18 protein-coding genes and 1 riboswitch are annotated in these 20,288 nt (G+C 51.9%); of the genes, 5 read left to right on the forward strand and 13 right to left on the reverse strand.

The window, feature by feature from the left end:
• The first annotated feature begins 56 nt into the window (after positions 1–56).
• On the forward strand, positions 57–707 hold the full coding sequence (locus AB3G37_RS18255) for a helix-turn-helix transcriptional regulator (RefSeq protein ID WP_369788717.1): 651 nt from the start codon (positions 57–59) through the stop codon (positions 705–707).
• A gap of 105 nt (positions 708–812) precedes the next feature.
• Here AB3G37_RS18255 and rhlE read toward each other — a convergent pair whose 3' ends face one another.
• Positions 813–2,204 carry an ATP-dependent RNA helicase RhlE gene (gene rhlE / locus AB3G37_RS18260; RefSeq protein WP_369788718.1) on the reverse strand — a complete coding sequence of 464 codons (1,392 nt, stop codon included), beginning with the start codon at positions 2,202–2,204 and terminating at the stop codon, positions 813–815.
• A 359-nt stretch (positions 2,205–2,563) separates the two neighbouring features.
• On the opposite strand from rhlE, the gene AB3G37_RS18265 reads away from it, so the two are divergent.
• Both AB3G37_RS18265 and AB3G37_RS18270 read left to right on the forward strand, forming a co-directional pair.
• Entirely contained in the window at positions 2,564–3,769 is a 1,206-nt protein-coding gene (locus tag AB3G37_RS18265; protein ID WP_009637618.1) for a multidrug efflux MFS transporter, read from the forward strand.
• A gap of 218 nt (positions 3,770–3,987) precedes the next feature.
• Positions 3,988–6,177, forward strand: coding sequence for a serine protease (locus AB3G37_RS18270; RefSeq protein ID WP_369788719.1), 2,190 nt, complete (start codon positions 3,988–3,990; stop codon positions 6,175–6,177).
• Positions 6,178–6,298: 121 nt separating this feature from the next.
• Here AB3G37_RS18270 and AB3G37_RS18275 read toward each other — a convergent pair whose 3' ends face one another.
• The 6 genes from AB3G37_RS18275 to moaA form a co-directional block, all read right to left on the reverse strand.
• On the reverse strand, positions 6,299–7,009 hold the full coding sequence (locus AB3G37_RS18275) for a Bax inhibitor-1/YccA family protein (RefSeq protein WP_009637616.1): 711 nt from the start codon (positions 7,007–7,009) through the stop codon (positions 6,299–6,301).
• A 456-nt stretch (positions 7,010–7,465) separates the two neighbouring features.
• Positions 7,466–7,939, reverse strand: a complete 474-nt coding sequence (gene moaE, locus AB3G37_RS18280; RefSeq protein ID WP_369788720.1) for a molybdopterin synthase catalytic subunit MoaE — start codon at positions 7,937–7,939, stop codon at positions 7,466–7,468.
• 3 nt (positions 7,940–7,942) lie between these two features.
• On the reverse strand, positions 7,943–8,188 hold the full coding sequence (moaD, locus tag AB3G37_RS18285) for a molybdopterin synthase sulfur carrier subunit (protein WP_369788721.1): 246 nt from the start codon (positions 8,186–8,188) through the stop codon (positions 7,943–7,945).
• Positions 8,185–8,664 (reverse strand): cyclic pyranopterin monophosphate synthase MoaC, encoded by a 480-nt coding sequence (moaC, locus tag AB3G37_RS18290; RefSeq protein ID WP_009637613.1) that lies wholly within the window; start codon positions 8,662–8,664, stop codon positions 8,185–8,187. Before moaC ends, moaD begins: the two co-directional genes overlap by 4 nt.
• A 9-nt stretch (positions 8,665–8,673) precedes the next feature.
• Positions 8,674–9,186: a molybdenum cofactor biosynthesis protein B gene (gene moaB, locus AB3G37_RS18295; protein ID WP_369788722.1), complete on the reverse strand. Its 513-nt coding sequence runs from the start codon at positions 9,184–9,186 to the stop codon at positions 8,674–8,676.
• A gap of 20 nt (positions 9,187–9,206) precedes the next feature.
• The gene (moaA, locus tag AB3G37_RS18300) at positions 9,207–10,193 is read right to left on the reverse strand and encodes a GTP 3',8-cyclase MoaA (RefSeq protein ID WP_369788723.1); all 987 of its coding nucleotides are present in this window, start codon (positions 10,191–10,193) and stop codon (positions 9,207–9,209) included.
• A riboswitch (molybdenum cofactor riboswitch) is annotated at positions 10,186–10,348 on the reverse strand. It overlaps the preceding gene by 8 nt.
• A 478-nt stretch (positions 10,349–10,826) precedes the next feature.
• Between moaA and yvcK the strand changes: the two genes are divergently transcribed.
• Positions 10,827–11,735, forward strand: coding sequence for a uridine diphosphate-N-acetylglucosamine-binding protein YvcK (gene yvcK / locus AB3G37_RS18305; protein WP_369788724.1), 909 nt, complete (start codon positions 10,827–10,829; stop codon positions 11,733–11,735).
• Between the two features lie 93 nt (positions 11,736–11,828).
• Here the strand turns inward: yvcK and AB3G37_RS18310 are convergent, their stop codons facing one another.
• Together AB3G37_RS18310 and uvrB are read right to left on the reverse strand one after the other, a co-directional pair.
• Positions 11,829–12,209 (reverse strand): VF530 family DNA-binding protein, encoded by a 381-nt coding sequence (locus tag AB3G37_RS18310; protein ID WP_369788725.1) that lies wholly within the window; start codon positions 12,207–12,209, stop codon positions 11,829–11,831.
• A 418-nt stretch (positions 12,210–12,627) separates the two neighbouring features.
• A complete protein-coding gene (gene uvrB, locus AB3G37_RS18315; protein ID WP_369788726.1) occupies positions 12,628–14,634 on the reverse strand; it encodes an excinuclease ABC subunit UvrB in 2,007 nt (668 codons plus the stop codon).
• A 1,129-nt stretch (positions 14,635–15,763) separates the two neighbouring features.
• Between uvrB and AB3G37_RS18320 the strand changes: the two genes are divergently transcribed.
• Positions 15,764–16,474, forward strand: a complete 711-nt coding sequence (locus AB3G37_RS18320; protein WP_009638860.1) for an ABC transporter ATP-binding protein — start codon at positions 15,764–15,766, stop codon at positions 16,472–16,474.
• A gap of 3 nt (positions 16,475–16,477) precedes the next feature.
• On the opposite strand, the gene bioD is transcribed toward AB3G37_RS18320, so the two are convergent.
• Genes bioD through bioB form a run of 4 tightly spaced genes read right to left on the reverse strand, consistent with a single transcriptional unit; the run spans position 16,478 to position 20,191 of the window.
• The gene (gene bioD, locus AB3G37_RS18325) at positions 16,478–17,176 is read right to left on the reverse strand and encodes a dethiobiotin synthase (protein WP_369788727.1); all 699 of its coding nucleotides are present in this window, start codon (positions 17,174–17,176) and stop codon (positions 16,478–16,480) included.
• A complete protein-coding gene (gene bioC, locus AB3G37_RS18330; RefSeq protein WP_009638862.1) occupies positions 17,176–17,958 on the reverse strand; it encodes a malonyl-ACP O-methyltransferase BioC in 783 nt (260 codons plus the stop codon). The genes bioD and bioC overlap by 1 nt, the downstream gene beginning before the upstream one ends.
• A complete protein-coding gene (gene bioF, locus AB3G37_RS18335; RefSeq protein ID WP_369788728.1) occupies positions 17,930–19,093 on the reverse strand; it encodes an 8-amino-7-oxononanoate synthase in 1,164 nt (387 codons plus the stop codon). Before bioF ends, bioC begins: the two co-directional genes overlap by 29 nt.
• Positions 19,094–19,153: 60 nt before the next feature.
• Positions 19,154–20,191: a biotin synthase BioB gene (gene bioB / locus AB3G37_RS18340; RefSeq protein WP_369788729.1), complete on the reverse strand. Its 1,038-nt coding sequence runs from the start codon at positions 20,189–20,191 to the stop codon at positions 19,154–19,156.
• Positions 20,192–20,288: the final 97 nt, after the last annotated feature.

Here is a 20,288-nt window from a genome sequence, read left to right on the forward strand (position 1 = left end):
ACAAGTTTTCACTTGGAATAATAATTCCTGCTTAATCTAGGACCCGAACAACCAATATGTCAAGCAAAGACTTGGAAAATTCAGAGAGTGTAAAACAGAGTGTATCCGAGCGGCTATTGATGCTGCTTAAAACCCGTGGCGAACTGCAGGCCAGTGACGCGGGCAAGATCCTCGGCACCACTGGCGAAGCCATGCGGCAGCAATTTGTGAAGCTGGCAAAAGAAGGACTGGTCGAAAATAAGGCTATAACGCAAGGCGTGGGACGGCCCGCGCAGTACTGGGTACTCACCGACGCGGGACATGCCCGTTTTCCTGATACGCATGCCGATTTAACCGTTCAACTGCTCAGAATGATCCGCTCCTCGCTGGGCGAAGATGCACTGAATCAGCTGATTTCAATCCGAGAGGCTGAAACATTGAAAATTTATCAGCAGGCGATGCAGGGTGCGGATTCGCTTGAGGAAAAACTCGGCCGACTGGCAGCGATCCGCACGCGCGAAGGCTATATGGCAGGATGGGAAAAACAGCAGGACGACAGCTATCTGCTGATAGAAAATCACTGCCCGATTTGCGCGGCTGCAACTACCTGTCAGGGATTTTGTCGGGCGGAACGTGAAGTATTTAGCCAAACTCTGGACGCCAACGTGGAGCGCACCGAGCATATCCTGCAAGGCGCCAGGCGCTGCGCCTATCGGATTTGGCTCTAATTATTTTGCAAATCCACAGGCACAAAAAAGCCCTCTCGAGAGAGGGCTTCAATCTTCAGATCACCAGATAGGGCATCAAGTTAACCCAATCATCGGTAGGCTGAATTATTCGCCTGAAGGCTTACGGCTGCGCCCTGCTGAAGAAGCATTCGCGCCTGAACGACGCTGGCCCGCATTGGCCGCGCTGCCACGACTTGGACGTGCTGGACGGCTTTCGCCTGAACCGTTGCCGCTGCGCTGACCGTTGCCACCCTGACGCGGAGCGCCAGAACGTTGACCGCCGCCGCCCTGACGTGGAGCACCACGACCGCCACCGCTGCCCTGACGACCGTTAACGATCGGCTCAGCTTTGATAGAAGGGTCCGGCTCATAGCCTGGCAGTGCAATACGTGGAATTTCGCGCTTCAGCAAACGTTCGATATCACGCAGCAGTTTGTGTTCGTCTACGCAAACCAGTGAAATCGCTTCACCGGTAGATTCTGCGCGACCGGTACGACCGATGCGATGCACATAATCTTCCGGCACGTTTGGCAGCTCATAGTTAACAACGTGCGGCAGTTGGTCGATGTCCAGACCACGAGCAGCGATATCAGTCGCCACCAATACGCGAATGCCGCCGGCTTTGAAATCGGCCAATGCGCGAGTACGAGCGCCCTGGCTTTTATTACCGTGAATCGCAGCGGCAGTGATGCCATCTTTGTTCAGCAGTTCAGCCAAATGGTTGGCGCCGTGCTTGGTGCGGGTGAAGACCAACACTTGTTGCCAGTTGCCGGTGCCAATCATTTGTGACAGCAGCTCTCTTTTACGACGCTTGTCAACGAAATGCACGCTTTGTTCAATCTGTGCAGAAGCGGTGTTGCGACGCGCAACTTCAACAGAAGCCGGGTTAGTCAGCAATTTACTGGCCAGCCCTTTGATTTCGTCGGAGAAGGTTGCGGAGAACAGCAGGTTCTGGCGCTTGGCCGGAAGTTTAGCCAGTACGCGACGGATATCGTGAATAAAGCCCATGTCGAGCATGCGGTCGGCTTCGTCCAGAACCAGAATTTCAACCTGAGATAAATCAACGGCTCTCTGGTGTTCCAGATCCAGCAGGCGACCTGGTGTCGCGATAAGAATATCGACACCACCACGCAGTTTCATCATTTGTGGATTGATGCTCACACCACCAAACACCACCAGCGAACGCAGCTTCAGGTGTTTACTGTAAGCCGTCACGTTTTCGCCGATCTGTGCCGCCAATTCGCGGGTTGGAGTCAGGATCAGCGCACGAACCGGGCGACGTCCCTGAATCGGAACGCTCGTGTTAAGAAGCAATTGCAAAACAGGCAGAGTAAAACCAGCGGTCTTACCAGTACCGGTTTGTGCGCTTGCCATCAAATCACGGCCCTGCAGCACAACAGGAATTGCCTGCTGTTGAATAGGCGTAGGTGAGGTATAGCCCTGCTCTTCAACAGCACGCAGAATGTCGGCACTCAGGCCGAGAGAATCAAATGACATATAGGGAAAAACTCCAATCCACTCTAACCCGAACAGGTTCGGTGCAGTTTCAAGAGTGGATGATCAGACGAGGCAAATGAGGCATTACCACGAGGATTCGGCACAAACTGCAGTGCGCCAGTTGCGAGGATTCTAACAGATAACCTGTCAACGCGCGCATTTATATGATTCAAGCTGTAAATGAGTCGGAGTAAATCGATAAGCACGATATTTTGTTCGGCATAATCGCCTCTGCCTGATACAGCATCGTAAAATTGGCTTTTCAATGAAAACACGCCACTTTTAATACGTCGTCGAAAGGATTAGCTTGCTATGATTCCCATGGTTAACTATTTCATCCCTAAGGCATCGCCGTCAAAATGGAAACCTGGAAACTTAATTTAATCTCTGTATGGCTTGGCTGCTTCTTTACTGGTCTGGCGATGAGTGAAATCCTCCCTTTTCTTCCGCTGTATGTTGAACAACTGGGCGTCCACGACCACGAAGCGCTGAGCATCTGGTCTGGCGTAGTGTTTAGCGGCACTTTCCTGGTTTCTGCCTGCGTTGCACCACTGTGGGGAAGCCTGGCCGATCGTAAAGGCCGCAAGCTGATGCTGCTGCGCGCCGCGTTGGGCATGGCAATTGTCATGGTTTTACAGGGCTTTGCGCAAAACGTCTGGCAGTTGTTTATCTTTCGCACCCTGATGGGTCTAACCTCCGGCTATATCCCCAATGCCATGGCGCTGGTCGCCTCACAGGTACCGCGCGATAAAAGCGGGTGGGCGCTGGGAACACTGTCTACCGGACAAGTTGCCGGGGTGATTATCGGCCCTTTACTGGGCGGTTTTATGGCCGACCATCTTGGACTGCGGATGGTATTTTTCGTCACCGCCGGGCTGCTGTTTATCAGCTTCCTGATCACCCTGTTTCTGATTAAAGAACGCGTGGTCCCGATATCTAAAGCCAATCGCCTCAGCGGAAAAGCAGTATTCAGCTCGCTGCCTTATCCGATGCTAATGATAAGTCTGTTTGTCACCACCATGATGATTCAGCTGGCGAATGGTTCCATCAGCCCGATTCTGACCCTGTTTATTCGCAATCTTTCCGGCAACAGCGACAACATCGCGTTTATCAGCGGCGTGATCGCGGCGGTGCCGGGGATTTCTGCTCTGCTTGCCGCCCCCAAGCTCGGCAAGCTTGGCGATCGCATCGGCGCACATCGGGTGCTGATCGCCGCGCTGGTGTTCTGTTTTATTCTGTTCTGCTTTATGGCAACCATCACCACCCCTGTGCAGCTAGGCATTCTGCGTTTCCTGCTAGGATTCGGCGATGGAGCATTAATGCCCGCGGTTCAGGCGCTTTTGGTAAAATACAGCAGCGATCAGGTGACAGGCCGCATCTTTGGATATAACCAGTCATTTATGTACCTGGGTAACGTTGCGGGTCCGTTAATTGGTTCCGGCGTCTCGGCAATGCTCGGTTTCCGCTGGGTGTTTCTGGTCACCGCCATTCTCGTACTGTTAAATGCGGCGCAGGTTTGGTGGAGTTTTAGAAAAGTGCCAACCACCGGCGTGCGAATAAAGTAACAGCAATAATAGTGAATTCTAAAGGGCCTGACGGGCCCTTTTTTTATACTTAATAAATGTCATCTTTATCGCCTTTCTTAATGCCAGGAGTTAATCAAAAACAACTTTTCTCCCTTTTATCAAAAACAGGTCTCGAGCATAAAAACAGTCGTTGTTCTCAGGCAAAGTTCCGGGCAACCGAATAACGACTATTACCTTGTTTTTAAAAGGAGTTTAAGATGAAAAATAACTGGATGATGAAGGCAATTCCCACAGCGATTGTATTGGCGCTGACCTCGGGTCAGGCGATCGCACACCCGCCCTCTTTAGCGAGCCCGGCCAGCAAGCAGACAACGGCTTATGCCGTGGAAGATAAACCGCTCGCACCCCGCGATCTGGTGAAAGAACTGGCGGCCGATAACGCGGCGCAGGCGTCAGTCAGGCACATGGAAGGCACCACGATAACTCTGACCTTTAGTAAAATTTCATTGAGTCAGGGCGCCGTGTTGGAAGTTTCTTCCCCGTCGCGCAGCGAGGCCCATCGCTATACCTCACAGGAACTGGCTGCGATATTCAAACGTTACGGCTTCTTTAATGCCGTGGCGATTAATGGCGACACCGCGATAGTCCGGGTTGTCTACCCACAGGGAGCAACGCCCGGCAAAGGCGACAGCGCCATTCTTGCCGGTTATGCAGTGAGCCTTCCCCCAAAAATTCACAGCGAGATGGATTTCTCTCACCGCCGCTCGGTTTCCTGCCTCAAAAACAGTCATCCAGAACTCTACCAACTCAGTGATGCTATAGGCATGCTGGTCACCAAAAAGTTTAATGGCGGAACCGGCTGGTTACTGGGTACCGGTAATGCAGTGATCACCAATCACCACGTTGTAGGCGGGAAGCCTGAAGAAAAAGTCGGGCTCATTCCAGGTCAATCAATGTGGTTTAATTATCAAACTAAAGAGTGTGAGCCTAAATCTGACCCCACAGCCACATTGACCGAGATTATCAAAATAAAACTCGACCGCCTGCTGGCAACCAGTGCTACCGGCATGGAACACGATTGGTCTTTATTGAGGCTTGATCCTCTGGAATATCGCGAAGCCGCCATTAAACCGATTTTTGGCGGACTGGCGCTATCGGCTCGTCACCCGATTAATGAACGCGTTAGCCTGATTGGCCACGGCTTGTATAAAGAAGATGTTTTTCACACAGATCCAGATGGCAATCTCCTTCCAGACCCGGTACAGCGAGAAAAAAGGGCCATGCTTGTCGATTATAAAGGGAAAGATTGTACTATTAATCGCTCATCTGATTTTGGACCTGACAACTATGCATCAAACTGCGAATCAGCTGGGGGTAACTCTGGATCCCCATTATTCTCAATGCTGGATGACAAAGTTGTAGGAATGAACGCTCGGCTTGGAGAAGATCGAGGATCTGAAGGCATACGCGGCGACTATATTCTGTCCCATGTCCAAAACATGGTAATCGAGCCTGAAACTGCTGTAATAGGTACCGGGCATGTCAAAAAAGATTACCGCGATTTTGCAGCATTTGCCTCGCCACAAACCTTGAGTTTCAAAGCCAGCAAACTCAGCTTTTCCCCTCTGGTCGAAGGGCGCAAGTTCACCCATAAGTCTGGATATTCGCTACTGAAATCAGTAGCGCAGGATAATCTGGGCAAAGAGGTGCCTGTCATCTTCCGGCTGGCTCAGCAAAACGCCTGCGATGTCAGTAATCTTGAAAAAACCTGCAGCAAGTCTGGTGCCACCACGCTGAGAGTCTGGATCGACCCACAGGAAAATGCCGCCAGTGTTCCTCAAGACAACAGCGTGGTCAGCTGGTTGCCTATCGCGGTCAAGAGCAATGGCAAGCTGATTGCCAATCAGATGCTGCATTATCAATATAGCCATTACCAACCGCAGAAATCTCCCTTCAATCAAAAGCATACCGTGGTGAAAAAAACGCTGAGATCAACCGGCGAGAACGCGCTGGTTAAGCTCATCGAGACGGACAATTTCCGCAGCGGAATCACCGCGGTACGTCCTGGTGAAGGCCCGCTGGCAGAGACTCCGATTGATAACATTTTTCAGGACGGGGATTACGCGGGAATGACCCCGCTGGTGGCAGAGGTGGTCAATCAAAAAACCGGTAAAAAATTCGTACTTAATTTACGCGCAGGGTTGATCAACAGCTGCACCGTTGTGGTCTCGGCGCGAGGAAATTGGACGCCGATGAACAGCTCGGCATGTAAAAAAGCACGACCAGGAGTGAATAACTTCACCAGCGGCAGCGTTTATGCTTTACGACAAGACAACACCCACTTACCTTCCGGCCGCTATACCGGGCTGCTGCCATTGATGGTTCGCCAATGGGACACCCGAGCAACACAGCCGGTAGAGCTGGCGCTTGACTATCTGGTGAAATAAATAGCTTTAAAAATTAGCGTATAAAATACGGGTCAAAAAAAAGGAGCGGCAGGCATCGTGCTTGCAGCTCCCTCTTCTGGACCCTTACCCATGAAAACTAGGGTTAGGGCTTAAAATCAACTTATCTTCTGTTGCCGAAAATACGCAGCAGCATCAGGAACAGGTTGATAAAATCGAGATACAGGGTCAGCGCTCCGACAATGGAATATTTGCGGAAGTTGTCTTTATCATTCACCGACAACTGCTCACCCATATTTTTCAGCTTCTGCGTGTCATACGCGGTCAGACCAACGAATACCACGACACCGATATAAGTTACTGCCCACATCAACGCCGAGCTTTTCAGCCAGATGTTCACCACCGACGCCAGCACAATACCGATCAGCGCCATAAACAGCAGGCTGCCCATGCGGCTTAAATCGCGTTTGGTGGTGTAACCATAAAGGCTCATCGCCCCGAACATACCGCCAGCAACCACAAAGGTCGCCGCAATCGAAGAGCCGGTATAAACGATAAAAATACTTGAGATTGTCAACCCGGTCAGCGCGGAATAGAGCATAAACAGCCCTGTCGCGACGGTGCCGTTCAGGCGATTGACCATACCGGAAATAACGAAAACCAAACCTAGCTGTAAAATAATCAGGCCGAAGAAGGTAATTTGGCTTGAGAAGATAAAACCGAGGATTGCAGGTGAGCGTGACGCGTACCAGGCCACGAAAGCCGTCAGCAGCAAGCCACAGGTCATCCAGCCGTATACCTGAGCCATATAGGCCTGGATACCGCTGTTTGCGCGTTCAACGATTGAACCATTAGAGCGTGGATATCGATCCATGATGCTTACCTCTTACATGGAGGGCAAAAACAAGGCTGAACATGCAGCCTACCGGTAACCTAAGACTATCATAAATTCCAGCCGCTGGGTGTTACAGCTGTTACCAGTAAACAGTTGGTTTACAAAGCAGCGAAAGTCCCGATGAGCTTACTAAAGTCAATGATTCGGGCGAACGAGTGAAACCAACGCCGCTACAGTGCCTGGCGGCAAACCCGTGCTCCTCAAAGTCATAGGTGCTATAGCAAGGCGGCAAAAGGAGCGAAAGTCCCGATGAGCTTAATCAAGTCAATGATTCGGGCGAACGAGTGAAGCCAACACCGCTAAGGTGCCTGGCGGCAAACCCGTGCTCCTCAAAGTCATAGGTGCTGTAGCAAGGCGGCAAAAGGAGCGAGTCCCGATGAGCTTACTCAAGTCAATGATTCGGGCGAACGAGTGAAGCCAACGCCGCTACAGTGCCTAGGACGAAGAGGAAGGAGAGGACCAGCGACTGGCGGCGGTTTTATCAGACTCTCTAGATTCAACCCATCGATCGCCCTGCTCAGTGGCTTCACGTTTCCAGAACGGCGCGCGAGTTTTGAGATAATCCATGATAAATTCTGTGGCATCGAACGCCATACCGCGATGAGCACTCGTCACGCCGACAAATACTATCTCATCACCGGGAAATAACGCGCCGACACGGTGGTAAATGCTCACTCGCTGTAATGGCCAACGCTGACGCGCCTCTTCGACAATCTCAGCCAACGCATTTTCCGTCATTCCAGGATAATGCTCTAACGTCAGCGCGCTAACGCTGTCGCCAAGATTGTGATTCCGCACTTTGCCGGTAAAGGTCACCACCGCGCCGTCAGAGTCTAACTGAGCCAACCACTGGTATTCTTCCCCGACGCTAAACGGCGCCGCATCAACCACGATTCGTGTCGCCTGCATCAATTAGCCTCCGGTTACCGGTGGGAAAAAGGCAATTTCATCACCAGCCTTAATCGGGTGATTAGGTTCAACCAAAGTCTGATTCACTGCCACCAGCAGTTTGCCTGACTCCAGCGCCAGCGCCCAGCGATCGCCGCGCTGCGACAGTGCCTGACGCAAGGTTTCCACGTTGGAAAATTCGGCGGGAATCTGCAGGCTGCCAGTGCCAATTAGCTCACGAACCTGTGCAAAGAACAAAATATCGATCATTGTTCCGCCTTGAAGTCGCCGGATTTACCGCCGCTTTTTTCCAGCAGACGGATAGGGCCGAGAACCATATCTTTCTGCACCGCTTTGCACATGTCATAGATAGTCAACGCGGCAACAGAGGCGGCGGTTAAGGCTTCCATTTCCACGCCGGTCTTGCCTGACAGACGACACAGGCTTTCGATGCGCACGCGATGAAATTCCGGCTGCGCTTCCAGCTTGACTTCAACCTTGGTCAACAGCAGAGGATGGCACAACGGAATCAGATCCCAGGTCTTTTTAGCAGCCTGAATACCGGCAATACGCGCGGTGGCAAACACGTCACCCTTGTGGTGATCGCCTTTGATAATCATCTCCAGCGTGCTGGCTGCCATCGAGACAAACGCTTCGGCGCGCGCTTCGCGAACAGTTTCGGCTTTGCCGGACACGTCAACCATGTGAGCGTCGCCGGAGGCATTAATATGCGTCAGTGTAGACATAATTTGGTTTTACTTTTTTACGTGAGAAATAAAGTTGCAAGGACGATTACGCGCATCAAGCTGGGACGAAATAATATGTTCCCAAGCCAGCTTGCAGGCATTGGTCGAGCCAGGCACGGCAAAAATCACTGTCTGATTGGCCATGCCGGCCAGCGCGCGTGACTGAATCGTTGCGGTGCCGATATCTTCATAGGAAACCATGCGGAACAGCTCGCCAAAACCTTCAACTTCGCGATCGAACAAGGGTTTCAGCGCCTCCGGAGTATGGTCACCGGTAGTGAATCCTGTGCCTCCGTTCACCAGCACCGCGCCAATCTGCTCGTCGGCGATCCACTGGGATACAATTGCGCGGATCTGATACAGATTATCTTTGGTTACCTGACGGTCGACAACATGATGCCCGGCTTCAATGGCCGCCTCACGCAAGTATTCCCCAGAACTGTCTTCCGCTTCGGTACGGCTGTCGGACACGGTCAAAATGGCGACTGAAATGGCGATAAATTCGCTGCTACCTTTGCTCATAACGGGGTTTTCCTGGGCGTTTAGCCGCCAATAAATGAAAGATTCTGGGTGATACCGGTATTGCCGTCATGCAGGAAGTGAGTCTGCTTTTTAAGGCTCAACCCTCCCTGAATCCGCGTCATCAACTCATCCTGCTGCAAATCATCAGCCAACAGATCTCGCAATGGAATCCCCTGCTCACCGAACAGGCACAGGTGCAGATTGCCCAGAGCAGACACCCGCAGGCGATTGCAACTTGCGCAGAAATCTTTTTCGTAAGGCATAATCAGGCCGATTTCACCGAGATAATCAGGATGGGTAAAGACCTGCGCCGGGCCGTCGCTGCGGCTGCGGCCCATTAATGTCCAGCCCTGTTGAACCAGCTGTTGGCGGATTACTTCACCGGAAATGTGATGTTTGCGGAATAGACTGCCGCCCTCGCCGGTCTCCATCAGCTCGATAAAGCGTAGCTGAATCGGACGATCTTTGATCCAGTGAAGGAAGGTGTGCAGGCTGGCATGATTGATGTCGCGCATCAGTACGGCGTTGACTTTCACCTTGGCGAAACCCGCCTCAAAGGCAGCATCAATACCGTTCATCACTTCGCGAAATTTGTCTTGCCCGGTGATGGCGTGGAACTGACGCGCATCCAGACTGTCAACACTGACATTGATTGCCGTCAACCCCGCGTCAAGCCAGGTTTTGACGTCACGCGCCATGCGATACCCGTTTGTGGTCACGGCAAGTTGGCGAATCTGGGGATTTTCGCGAACGGCAGCGATGATTTCGGCAAAATCGCGACGCAGCGAAGGTTCGCCGCCGGTTAAACGAACTTTTTCAGTGCCAAGATGGGCAAAAGCGCGGCTGACTCGGCGAATTTCGTCGAGTGACAGGAAGCTTTTATTGTTGTGACCATGAGGTTTATAGCCGTCGGGCAGGCAATACGTGCAACGGAAATTGCACACGTCAGTGATCGATAGGCGCAAGTAATAGAACTTGCGCGCAAATGCGTCAGTTAGTTGTTGCACCTTGTTAACACCTTTCCAAATACGGGAAGATGCGGGCATTTCTACCCTGCACCCTGGTGACGTAAAGCCACGGCCAGGGCACCGTATTTATTGCCAGCAACAGAAAGCGCGGCGGCAAAAAACTTAGGTACCAAGGCTAGGAGTTCAATTCTTGTCAGCCAAAGCCTACAAGAACGCGGTTGAATACTATTGTAGCGCCGTAAAAACCTTAACGCCAAGGAGCTTCTTCGCTATGTATATGGATATACAACGAATTTTTCGTTAAATAGCTTCAAAATAACCCATAAAATCAAGCGCCTTTTACTTAACGATCTCAGCGATATGATTGATAACAACTTAACGAAAAATTAGGTAAAATTGTTTCAGAAACTATTTTTTACATTGATACATATAACGCATCTTATTGCCTTAGGTTCCAGTATTTAAAGGTTGGAACAAATCAAAGGCCTTAACGGTCGAATCAGTTATCACGTTGTTGTCGTTAGTGTCTAAAACGCCAGACCATGACAATTACCGAAATATTGACGTCACATAAAGCGGCAAGATTTAGCATTCCCGTGAATTACATCAGTATGTAAGCGGGGAAGATAAAGCAAAGTAACCCAGCTTTGGCGTCAAGGATGAAGAGGAATTATGCGCAATAGGGCGTTGGCTGATTTAGATAGGGTAGTCGCGTTAGGCGGCGGCCACGGACTGGGGCGGGTAATGTCCTCGCTGTCGACATTGGGATCACGGCTTACCGGGATTGTTACCACCACTGATAATGGTGGATCGACGGGAAGAATTCGCCGCTCGGTCGGCGGTATCGCCTGGGGAGATATGCGTAACTGCCTTAACCAGCTTATCACCGAACCCAGCGTGGCGTCGGCGATGTTTGAATACCGCTTTAGCGGCAGCGGCGAGCTGGATGGCCATAATCTGGGGAATCTTATCCTCCGCGCACTCGATAGCCTCAGCGTGCGCCCACTTGAAGCGATGAATCTGGTTCGTCGTTTACTTAAAGTCGACGCCGAACTGATCCCGATGTCGGAAGATCCGGTGGATCTGGCGGCCATTGATGTTGAAGGTAATTTGATTCATGGCGAAGTGGCGGTCGACAAGCTTTGCACAATACCGCGTCAGTTAATGCTTGAGCCACATGTCAGCGCAACAAAAGAGGCATTGGATGCAATTGCCGAGGCGGATTTAATTGTCATCGGACCGGGCAGCTTCTTTACCAGCCTGATGCCGTTGCTGCTACTGAAAGATTTGACCACCGAACTGCGCCGCAGCCGAGCGCACATAGTTTATGTCAGCAATCTCGGCAAAGAGTTAAGCCCGGCTGCCGCGTCGCTGAATCTGCAAGACAAGCTGAATATGATAGAAAAGCAGATTGGCCGACCGGCAATCACTGCCGCTATCGTCGGGCCTGGTACTCATCTTGGTGAGGCCAGCAGCAGATTGATTATCCAACGACCGCTTGAAGCACTGGACGTGCCCTATCGTCACGACAGAGAGCTGCTGAGAATGGCGCTGGAAGAAGCGCTTCAGCGCATGGGGTAAGGTCAAACACACAAAATAATAGTGATGCGGCTGGTATTTTTTCAGGCGCTTTGGTGATTTCACCACCGCGCCCAGGCTCCATTTAATGAGAACCTACGCTTTATCAGCATCGTCTTTTTTAAGCAGCGGATGATTGTTCCACGGACTGTCGGCAGCAGGTTTGGCGCTGCTGACTTTTTTACCCGCAGCAGGCTTACCCGCAGATGCAGGCGCGGTGCGTCTTTTACTCATCGGGCTCATATCCGGCTTTAGCAATCCCTCGACAAAATCCAGATACAGCGTTTCAACTTCTTTGCGTGCCCACGGCGTCCGGCGTAAAAACTTGAGGCTGGACTTAATGCTGGGATCACTCTTGAAACAGTTGATATTCACCTGCCCCGCCAGCGCGAGCCAGCCAAAATTTTCCACCAACTCGGTGAGTAGTTTTTCCAGCGTAACGCCGTGAAGGGGATCTTTTGGTTTGATGTCGGTCATAGAAGCAGTCACTGATTAAGTCGGGGCGCGAAGTCTACCACTTCTTGGCCCTTCTACCCATACCTTTCACGGCACACCACGCTAATCCCCGGGAGCTTACACAAGTAAGTGACCGGGGTTAGCGAAGGCGGCGTACGAAGTTAGAGCATGAAAGATATAGGTATTCAATACCTTGTAGATTTCGCGGTGCAGGAAGGCAGCAACTGAGCTAATCCCCGGGAGCTTACACAAGTAAGTGACCGGGGTTAGCGAAGGCGGCGTACGAAGTTAGAGCGTGAAAGATATAGGTATTCAATACCTTGTAGATTTCGCGGTGTAACAAGGCAGCAACTGAGCTAATCCCCGGGAGCTTACACAAGTAAGTGACCGGGGTTAGCGAAGGCGGCGTACGAAGTTAGAGCGTGAAAGATATAGGTATTTAGGACATAGCGATGAACTGGTCGCGCAGGGCATGCAACTCATCTCGCGTGTTGGCCGCAGCCTCGAACTCAAGATTCTGCGCATGCTGATACATCTGCGCCTCCAGTTCCTTGATACGCTGTTCCAACGCTTTCGGCGTAAGCGCCTTGACAGTAGAAGCTGCCTGAGCGTCGCGCAGCTCCTTGTTCTTTTTGAATTTCGGCTGTCCAAGCTGCAGGATATCGCCGACCTTTTTGTTCAGACCCTGCGGCGTGATACCACGCTCAAGGTTATACGCTTCCTGCTTGGCGCGACGGCGCTCGGTTTCCTCAATCGCCTTGGCCATTGATTTGGTTATCTTGTCGCCGTAAAGAATGACTTTGCCGTTAAGGTTACGCGCCGCACGGCCAATGGTCTGGATCAGGGAACGTTCCGAACGCAGGAAGCCCTCTTTATCGGCATCGAGAATCGCCACCAGCGACACTTCTGGCATGTCCAGCCCCTCGCGGAGTAAGTTGATGCCGACCAACACATCAAACTCGCCCAAACGCAAATCGCGAATGATTTCGACACGTTCAACGGTATCGATATCCGAGTGCAGATAACGCACCTTTTCACCGTGCTCGGTGAGATATTCAGTAAGGTCTTCGGCCATACGCTTGGTCAGCGTCGTTACCAGCACGCGCTCGTTGACAGCCACCCGTTTGCGGATTTCAGACAACAGGTCATCAACCTGAGTCGTTACCGGACGGACTTCAATCAGCGGATCCAGCAGTCCGGTCGGTCGAACAACCTGTTCAACGATATCGCCGCCGGATTTTTCCAGCTCGTAGGTGCCCGGCGTTGCCGACACATAAATACTCTGCGGCGCCGCGGCAGCAAACTCTTCAAAACGCATGGGACGGTTATCCAGCGCCGAAGGCAGGCGGAATCCGTACTCGACCAGCGTTTCTTTACGTGAGCGGTCACCTTTGTACATGCCGCCAATTTGCGGAATAGTCACGTGAGATTCGTCGACAATCAGCAGGCCGTCAGCCGGTAAATAGTCAAACAGCGTCGGAGGCGGCTCTCCTTCGCCACGGCCAGACAGATAGCGCGAGTAGTTTTCGATGCCAGAGCAATAGCCCAGCTCGTTCATCATCTCCAAATCAAACTGCGTTCGTTGACTGATGCGCTGCTCTTCGAGCAGTTTGTTGTTGGCCAGCAAATTTTTGCGACGATCGGCCAGTTCGACTTTGATCTCTTCCATCGCCTGCACAATGCGCTCACGCGGGGTAACGTAGTGCGTTTTGGGATAAATAGTAAAACGCGGCACCTCGGTGGAAATCTGGCCGGTCAACGGATCGAACAGTGACAGCCGCTCAACCTCCTGATCAAACAGTTCAATACGCAGCGCCAGATCGTCAGATTCAGCCGGGAAAACGTCGATCACTTCACCGCGCACGCGGAAAGTACTGCGCTGAAATGCCTGATCGTTACGCGCATACTGCAGCTCGGCCAGACGACGCAGGATCGCTCGCTGGTCAATGATCATACCCTTGGTGAGATGCAGCATCATTTTAAGATAGAGATCCGGATCGCCCAGGCCGTAGATAGCCGACACCGACGCTACCACGATCACGTCTTTGCGCTCCAGCAGCGCTTTTGTTGCGGAAAGACGCATCTGCTCGATATGTTCGTTTACCGACGCATCTTTTTCAATAAAGGTATCCGAGCTCGGCACATAGGCTTCAGGCTGGTAGTAATCGTAATAAGAGACAAAATATTCCACCGCATTCTCGGGGAAAAACTCTTTCATTTCGCCATAAAGCTGGGCTGCCAGCGTTTTGTTAGGCGCAAGCACCATGGTAGGACGATTCAAATCGGCAATCACGTTGGCGACGGTAAAGGTTTTGCCCGAGCCGGTCACACCCAGCAATGTCTGATGTGCCAGACCGTTCTCCAGCCCTTCTTCAAGACGGCGGATCGCCTCAGGCTGATCGCCCGAAGGTTTAAATTCGGAATGTAATTTGAAAACTTTGCTCATTGCGGGCTACCTGAGATGAGAACGTGCGAGACCGGTCAGGAAGTATGGAATACTCCCCCACTATGTCAAATGGATCACTTTCCTTCGAATTTACCGCTGCATCAGCCTGAGCAGCGTTTTGGTCAACCATTATACTGGATAAAAAACCAGTCTCAAGTGGCTATTTTTTGTTAAACGGTTAAGTTGTTCATTTTAGGGCAACACGTCCTCCTCTTTTCCCCATCAAAGGACATTTATCCCCAGATTTTGTCGCGACTAAACTTTTACAAGGTCTGCTGACGAAAATTTACACAACCTTGCAGGCAAATTATTAGCGCTATTGATTTTAATTAAGCTGTTGAAAAATATATATTTACTTAAAAAGCTGCGAATGCGGACAAACTAAGCTCAACCCGCGCCCTGACTCGCCTGTAGCAAGTTTTATGTCTCTCATGCACAAGGTTATCCACAGGAATGGTGGATAACTCACAGCGCGCCGCACGGGACCTGCGTTGACAAAAATCGACATTTTCCTAATCCGGACTCATTTGGCATTTTTTTAGTTATTTTTTTACACTTTTATTTCTTTATATATTCAGATTTGACCTAGAAAAGGTCGATCTTTTAGATTGCAAAATCAGTATGTGCATCCTATCGGGACTTTTCTGCTCTTAAGTCGGTTTAAGCTTGCACCAAAAATTGCGGTCTCGGCACTGGCAAAGTGCACCTCAGGATCGCGGATCTCACATAAACATTATCCCTGATAATGAATTGCCCCTTCCCCCTACTTGCGCAGCCTTACAAACCCTCAATCAATAGTGTTTAGGAGTTATCTTTTTAAACTTGGCCCAAGAGTTGCAACATTACTTCAGCAGGTAACCTTTACGAATTATCTGCTGTGTTATCTAAAACAACTTAACTCTCTACTTTTTTAGCAACAGTGAATGCTTTTAAGGCCAATAAACGTCAGTTTTAGCCGTTTAGCACTGCGGGATAGCCGTTTGTCACCTGTTAATGCTGTTGAAATACGAGACTTAAACGGAATTTAATCCTGTGTTAACAGATTAGCGGCATCGTAAAAATGTCAGAAATATGACAGGGGTCGTCAATGATGTGTTCAACGGAACGCCTAATAAGTGAGGAACAACTGATGCTAAGCGTAAAAGCAGTTAACCAATTTTATGGTCAAAACCATATCCTTTGGGACATCAATCTCGAATTGTATCGCGGACAATGTAATTGCCTGATCGGCCGCAACGGTGTTGGCAAAACGACGTTGATCAACTGCATCATGGGTCATTTACCCGTGAAAAGTGGATCGATGACTTGGCAGTCGGCCAATCATGAACCGCAGAATTTGCTGATGATGCCGGTGGAAACCCGCGCGCAGATGGGGATTGGCTATGTACCTCAGGGGCGACAGATTTTCTCGCAGATGAGCGTGGATGAAAACCTGCAGATTGCCATGATGGCCGGGCGTAACAAAACCCGCCGCGTTCCTTCGCAGGTTTACGATCTGTTTCCTTCGATGAAAGAGATGGGTTCTCGCAAGGCCGGAGAACTGGACGAAAGTCAGCAGCAGCAACTGGCTATCAGCCGGGCGCTGGTGCAGGAGCCAGAGCTGCTGATCCTCGATGAACCAACAGAGCATACCAGCGAGGCGATGGAAGCCAACATGGGCAATATTATCCATCGTCTCAACCGCGACCTTGGCCTGACATTGCTGCTGGTCGGTCATAAACTGCCGTTTATTCGCAGCGTCGCAGACCGTTTCTGCCTGCTGGACGGCGGGCGCAACGTCGCTCAGGGCACGCTGGAACAGCTGGACGATAATCTGGTGAAAACTTATCTTACTGTCTAACGCTTAGGCCAAAATCAAAGCTTTCAACGAAAGATAGCGGCCATGATCGTTAAATTGATGATGTTGAAGATACGGGATCTCGCCCAATAGTGGCGCAGGCAGCAGCCGGGTCAGGGTTGCAAGATAAGCCTGATGATGCTGCCCCGTTTCCTCTACATCATTGGCGATCCAACCCGCCAGCTTTAGCCCGCTTCGCAAGATAGCCTGCGCGGTCAGCAGCGCATGGTTGATGCAGCCCAAACGCATACCAACCACTAATATCACCGGCAACTGCTCGTCGATCACCCAGTCGGCGAAGGTGTGTTCCTTGTTAAGCGGCGTAAACCAGCCTCCCGCACCCTCTACCACGACCCAATCTGCCAAAGGTTCCAGCTCGCGCAATCCCCGGGACAGCTCGGCCAACACGATAGCTTTGCCCTCAAGCTCGCTGACAATATGCGGCGAGGTCGGCTCACGAAAGGTATAAGGATTGACCTGTTGGTAGCTCAGCGCTACTGAACTGTTAGCCTGTAGCGCCAGCGCATCACTGTTGCGCAGGCCTTGTGGCGTGATTTCACTGCCCGAGGCGACAGGCTTGTAGCCCGCCGTAGTGAAACCTGCCGTGGCCGCAGCCTGTAAAAAGGCGCAAGTAGCCACTGTTTTGCCGACTTCAGTATCCGTGCCAGTAATAAACCAGCGCTGCTTGTCGATCGCCCTATCCATTATTCTTCTTCAACATAAATAATCCCGTAAACCAAACGATAGGTCAGCGGCAGTTGCCCATCCTGACGGGCAAAATGCTGTTCGACACTTGCCAGACGGGACCGTCCGCCCAAGCCGCCCAGTCGCCCGCCTTTGATATGGGTAGCCCCAATGCCCTTGAGCGAACGCATCAGGCTCATCACATCAGGAAACAGCGCAGTATGCTGGCTGAACTCGACGTGATGAGTAAAGGGCGCGCAGGCTTCGGCGATTTTATCCGGCGTAAGAAACTTATTAACGTGAGGACGGCCATCGACCTTCATCCACGCCTGCGACAGCTCGAGCAGAGAATGTTCTGCCAGAGTCGAGAACAGCACCACTCCACCCGGACGCGTTACCCGCACCAGCTCTTGCAGCGCGCGCGGCAACGCATTGCACCACTGCACGGCAAGATTGCTGAAACTGACGTCCACCGAGTTGCTTTCCAGCGGCAGGCGCTCAATGTCACCGGGTAAATAATGTGCGGCAGAATTTAACTCCCGCGCCCGCGCCAGCATGCCCTCGGAGAGATCTAAAGCGGTGACTGTTTTACCCAACGCCTGCCAGCAACGGCTGAAATAGCCCGTGCCGCAACCGGCATCCAGCACTTGTGGCCCTAATTCAACGCCCTGTTGCTCAGCCATGGCTATCAGGGTTTCGCCACTCAGACGCTGCAACTCTGCGGCACCTTCGTAACTGTGGGCCGCACGACTAAACGCATTGGCGACCGCTTTTTTATTCACTAATTCGGTAACTGCACCCATTCAGGGACTCCAGCAAAATATCAATATCTTCAGGCTTATGGGCAGCCGTCAGGGTCAGACGCAACCGTGCACTGCCTGGTGGCACCGTCGGCGGGCGAATCGCGCTGACCCACAGACCCTGCTTGCGCAACCGCTGCGCCCATTGCAGTGCTGGCTGATTCTCACCGATGATCAATGGCTGAATCGCGCTCGATGAATCGGCAAGCTCTAGACCCAACTGCCCGGCACCCGTTCTAAAACGGGCAATGTTATTGGCCAGTTTATCACGCAGGTCATCGCCTTGCTGAATACATGTCAACGCGGCCTGTAACGCACAAACCTGGGCCGCGGGCATTGCGGTGCTGTAAATCAGATGGCGAGCAAACTGCAACAAGTAATCGGCAGTAGCTTGATCGCATAGCACCGCCGCACCGCTGCAGCCCATCGCTTTTCCAAAGGTCAGCACCAGCAGCTCGGGTTTAATCCCTTGCTGCCAGCAGCTACCGCGACCTTGCTCGCCCAGTACGCCGACGCCGTGTGCATCATCGACCATCAGCCAGCCGCCGTATTGTTTTGTCAGCCTATGCAGGGCGGCCAAAGGTGCCGCATCGCCGTCCATGCTAAAGATACCTTCGGTGACTACCAGTGTTTCTCCCGCCAGAGGCTTTTCCAGCAATCGTTGTAATGCCGCAGGCTGATTGTGGGCAAAACGCCGCAACTGGGCCGGGGAATGCACCGCCGCCTCAAGCAGCGAGGCGTGACTGAGTTTATCGGCGAGGACCCGGTCTTCTCCCTGCATCATCGCCGCCAACACCGCCTGATTAGCGGCAAAACCAGAGATAAAAAGCAAGGCGCGGGGATAACCCTGCCACTCCGCCAGCTGCTGTTCAAACTGCTGATGTACCTGAGAAAAGCCGGTAACGTGGCCTGAACCGCCGCTGCCGACACCATATTTTTCCGCACCGCGCTGCCAGGCGGCGATCAGCTCAGGATGCTGCGATAACCCGAGATAATCGTTACCGGAAAAGTTCAGATAGCGGCGATCGCCCTGTTGCAGCCAGCGGCCATTGCCGCCGTGATTAGGCTGCCGCTGGCGAAAAGCGTCGGCCTGTCGCCGCTCGGCAATCGCTGCATCAAAACGCGCATGCCACGACATAATCAATGCCCCCATTGCTGGTGACGAAAACGAAACCTTGGCATAAACCGCATCCGCACGTTAGCGCGCAGCATTGTAAAATTGCTCGCTGTCGGCATGCAGCAACTGTGAACTCAACGCCTGCTGCTGTTCTTCATCGCCCATTTCTGTGGCGAAATTTTGTGGATTCAGGCCAAGCTTGCCGAACAGGATCAGGTCTTTATCTTCTGCCGGATTCGGCGTAGTCAGGAGTTTGCAGCCGTAGAAAATCGAGTTTGCACCTGCCATAAAGCACATCGCCTGCGTCTGCTCGCTCATTTGCTCGCGACCGGCGGAAAGGCGCACGTAAGATGTCGGCATCATGATGCGCGCAATCGCAATAGTACGAATAAAATCAAACGGATCGACGTCGGCGTTATCGGCCATCGGGGTGCCTTTAACCTTGACCAGCATGTTGATCGGCACACTCTCGGGCGGCACCGGCAGATTCGCCAGCTGCATCAGCAGGCCCGCACGGTCTTTAACCGTTTCTCCCAATCCGACAATCCCCCCCGAGCAAACTTTGATCCCCGCACCACGCACTTCCTGCAACGTATCCAGCCTTTCCTGATAGCTGCGAGTCGTGATTACGCTGCCATAAAATTCCGGCGAGGTGTCGAGATTATGATTGTAAAAATCCAGCCCGGCATTCGCCAGACGCTGCGCCTGCAAGGTGTTCAGCGTGCCCAACGTCATGCAGGTTTCCATGCCCAGCGCTTTGACGCCCTGCACCATCTGCTCGAGATACGGCATATCACGGTCGTGCGGATTCTTCCACGCCGCGCCCATGCAGAAGCGAGTCGAACCCGCAGCCCTGGCCTGGCGCGCCGACTCCAATACTTGCTGAACTTCCATCAGCTTCTCGGATTCAAGCCCGGTTTTATAACGCGAACTTTGCGGACAGTATTTGCAGTCTTCTGGACAGGCACCCGTCTTGATCGACAGCAGCGTGCTGACTTGCACCTGTCGCGAGTCGAAATGTTGACGGTGAATCTGCTGCGCTTCAAACATCAGTTCCAGAAAGGGTTTTTCGAATAGCGCTTTTGTTTGCTCATAAGTCCAACGAGGGCGGGTTGTCATAAGACATCTCCAAAAGTAATGATATACCGTCAACCATTTTTGATTTATTTTAGTTTACGGTCAACGTAATATTTTATTTTTGGTTTACGACTAATTT

It is taken from the genome of Rouxiella sp. WC2420 (assembly GCF_041200025.1).
Classification (GTDB): domain Bacteria; phylum Pseudomonadota; class Gammaproteobacteria; order Enterobacterales; family Enterobacteriaceae; genus Rouxiella.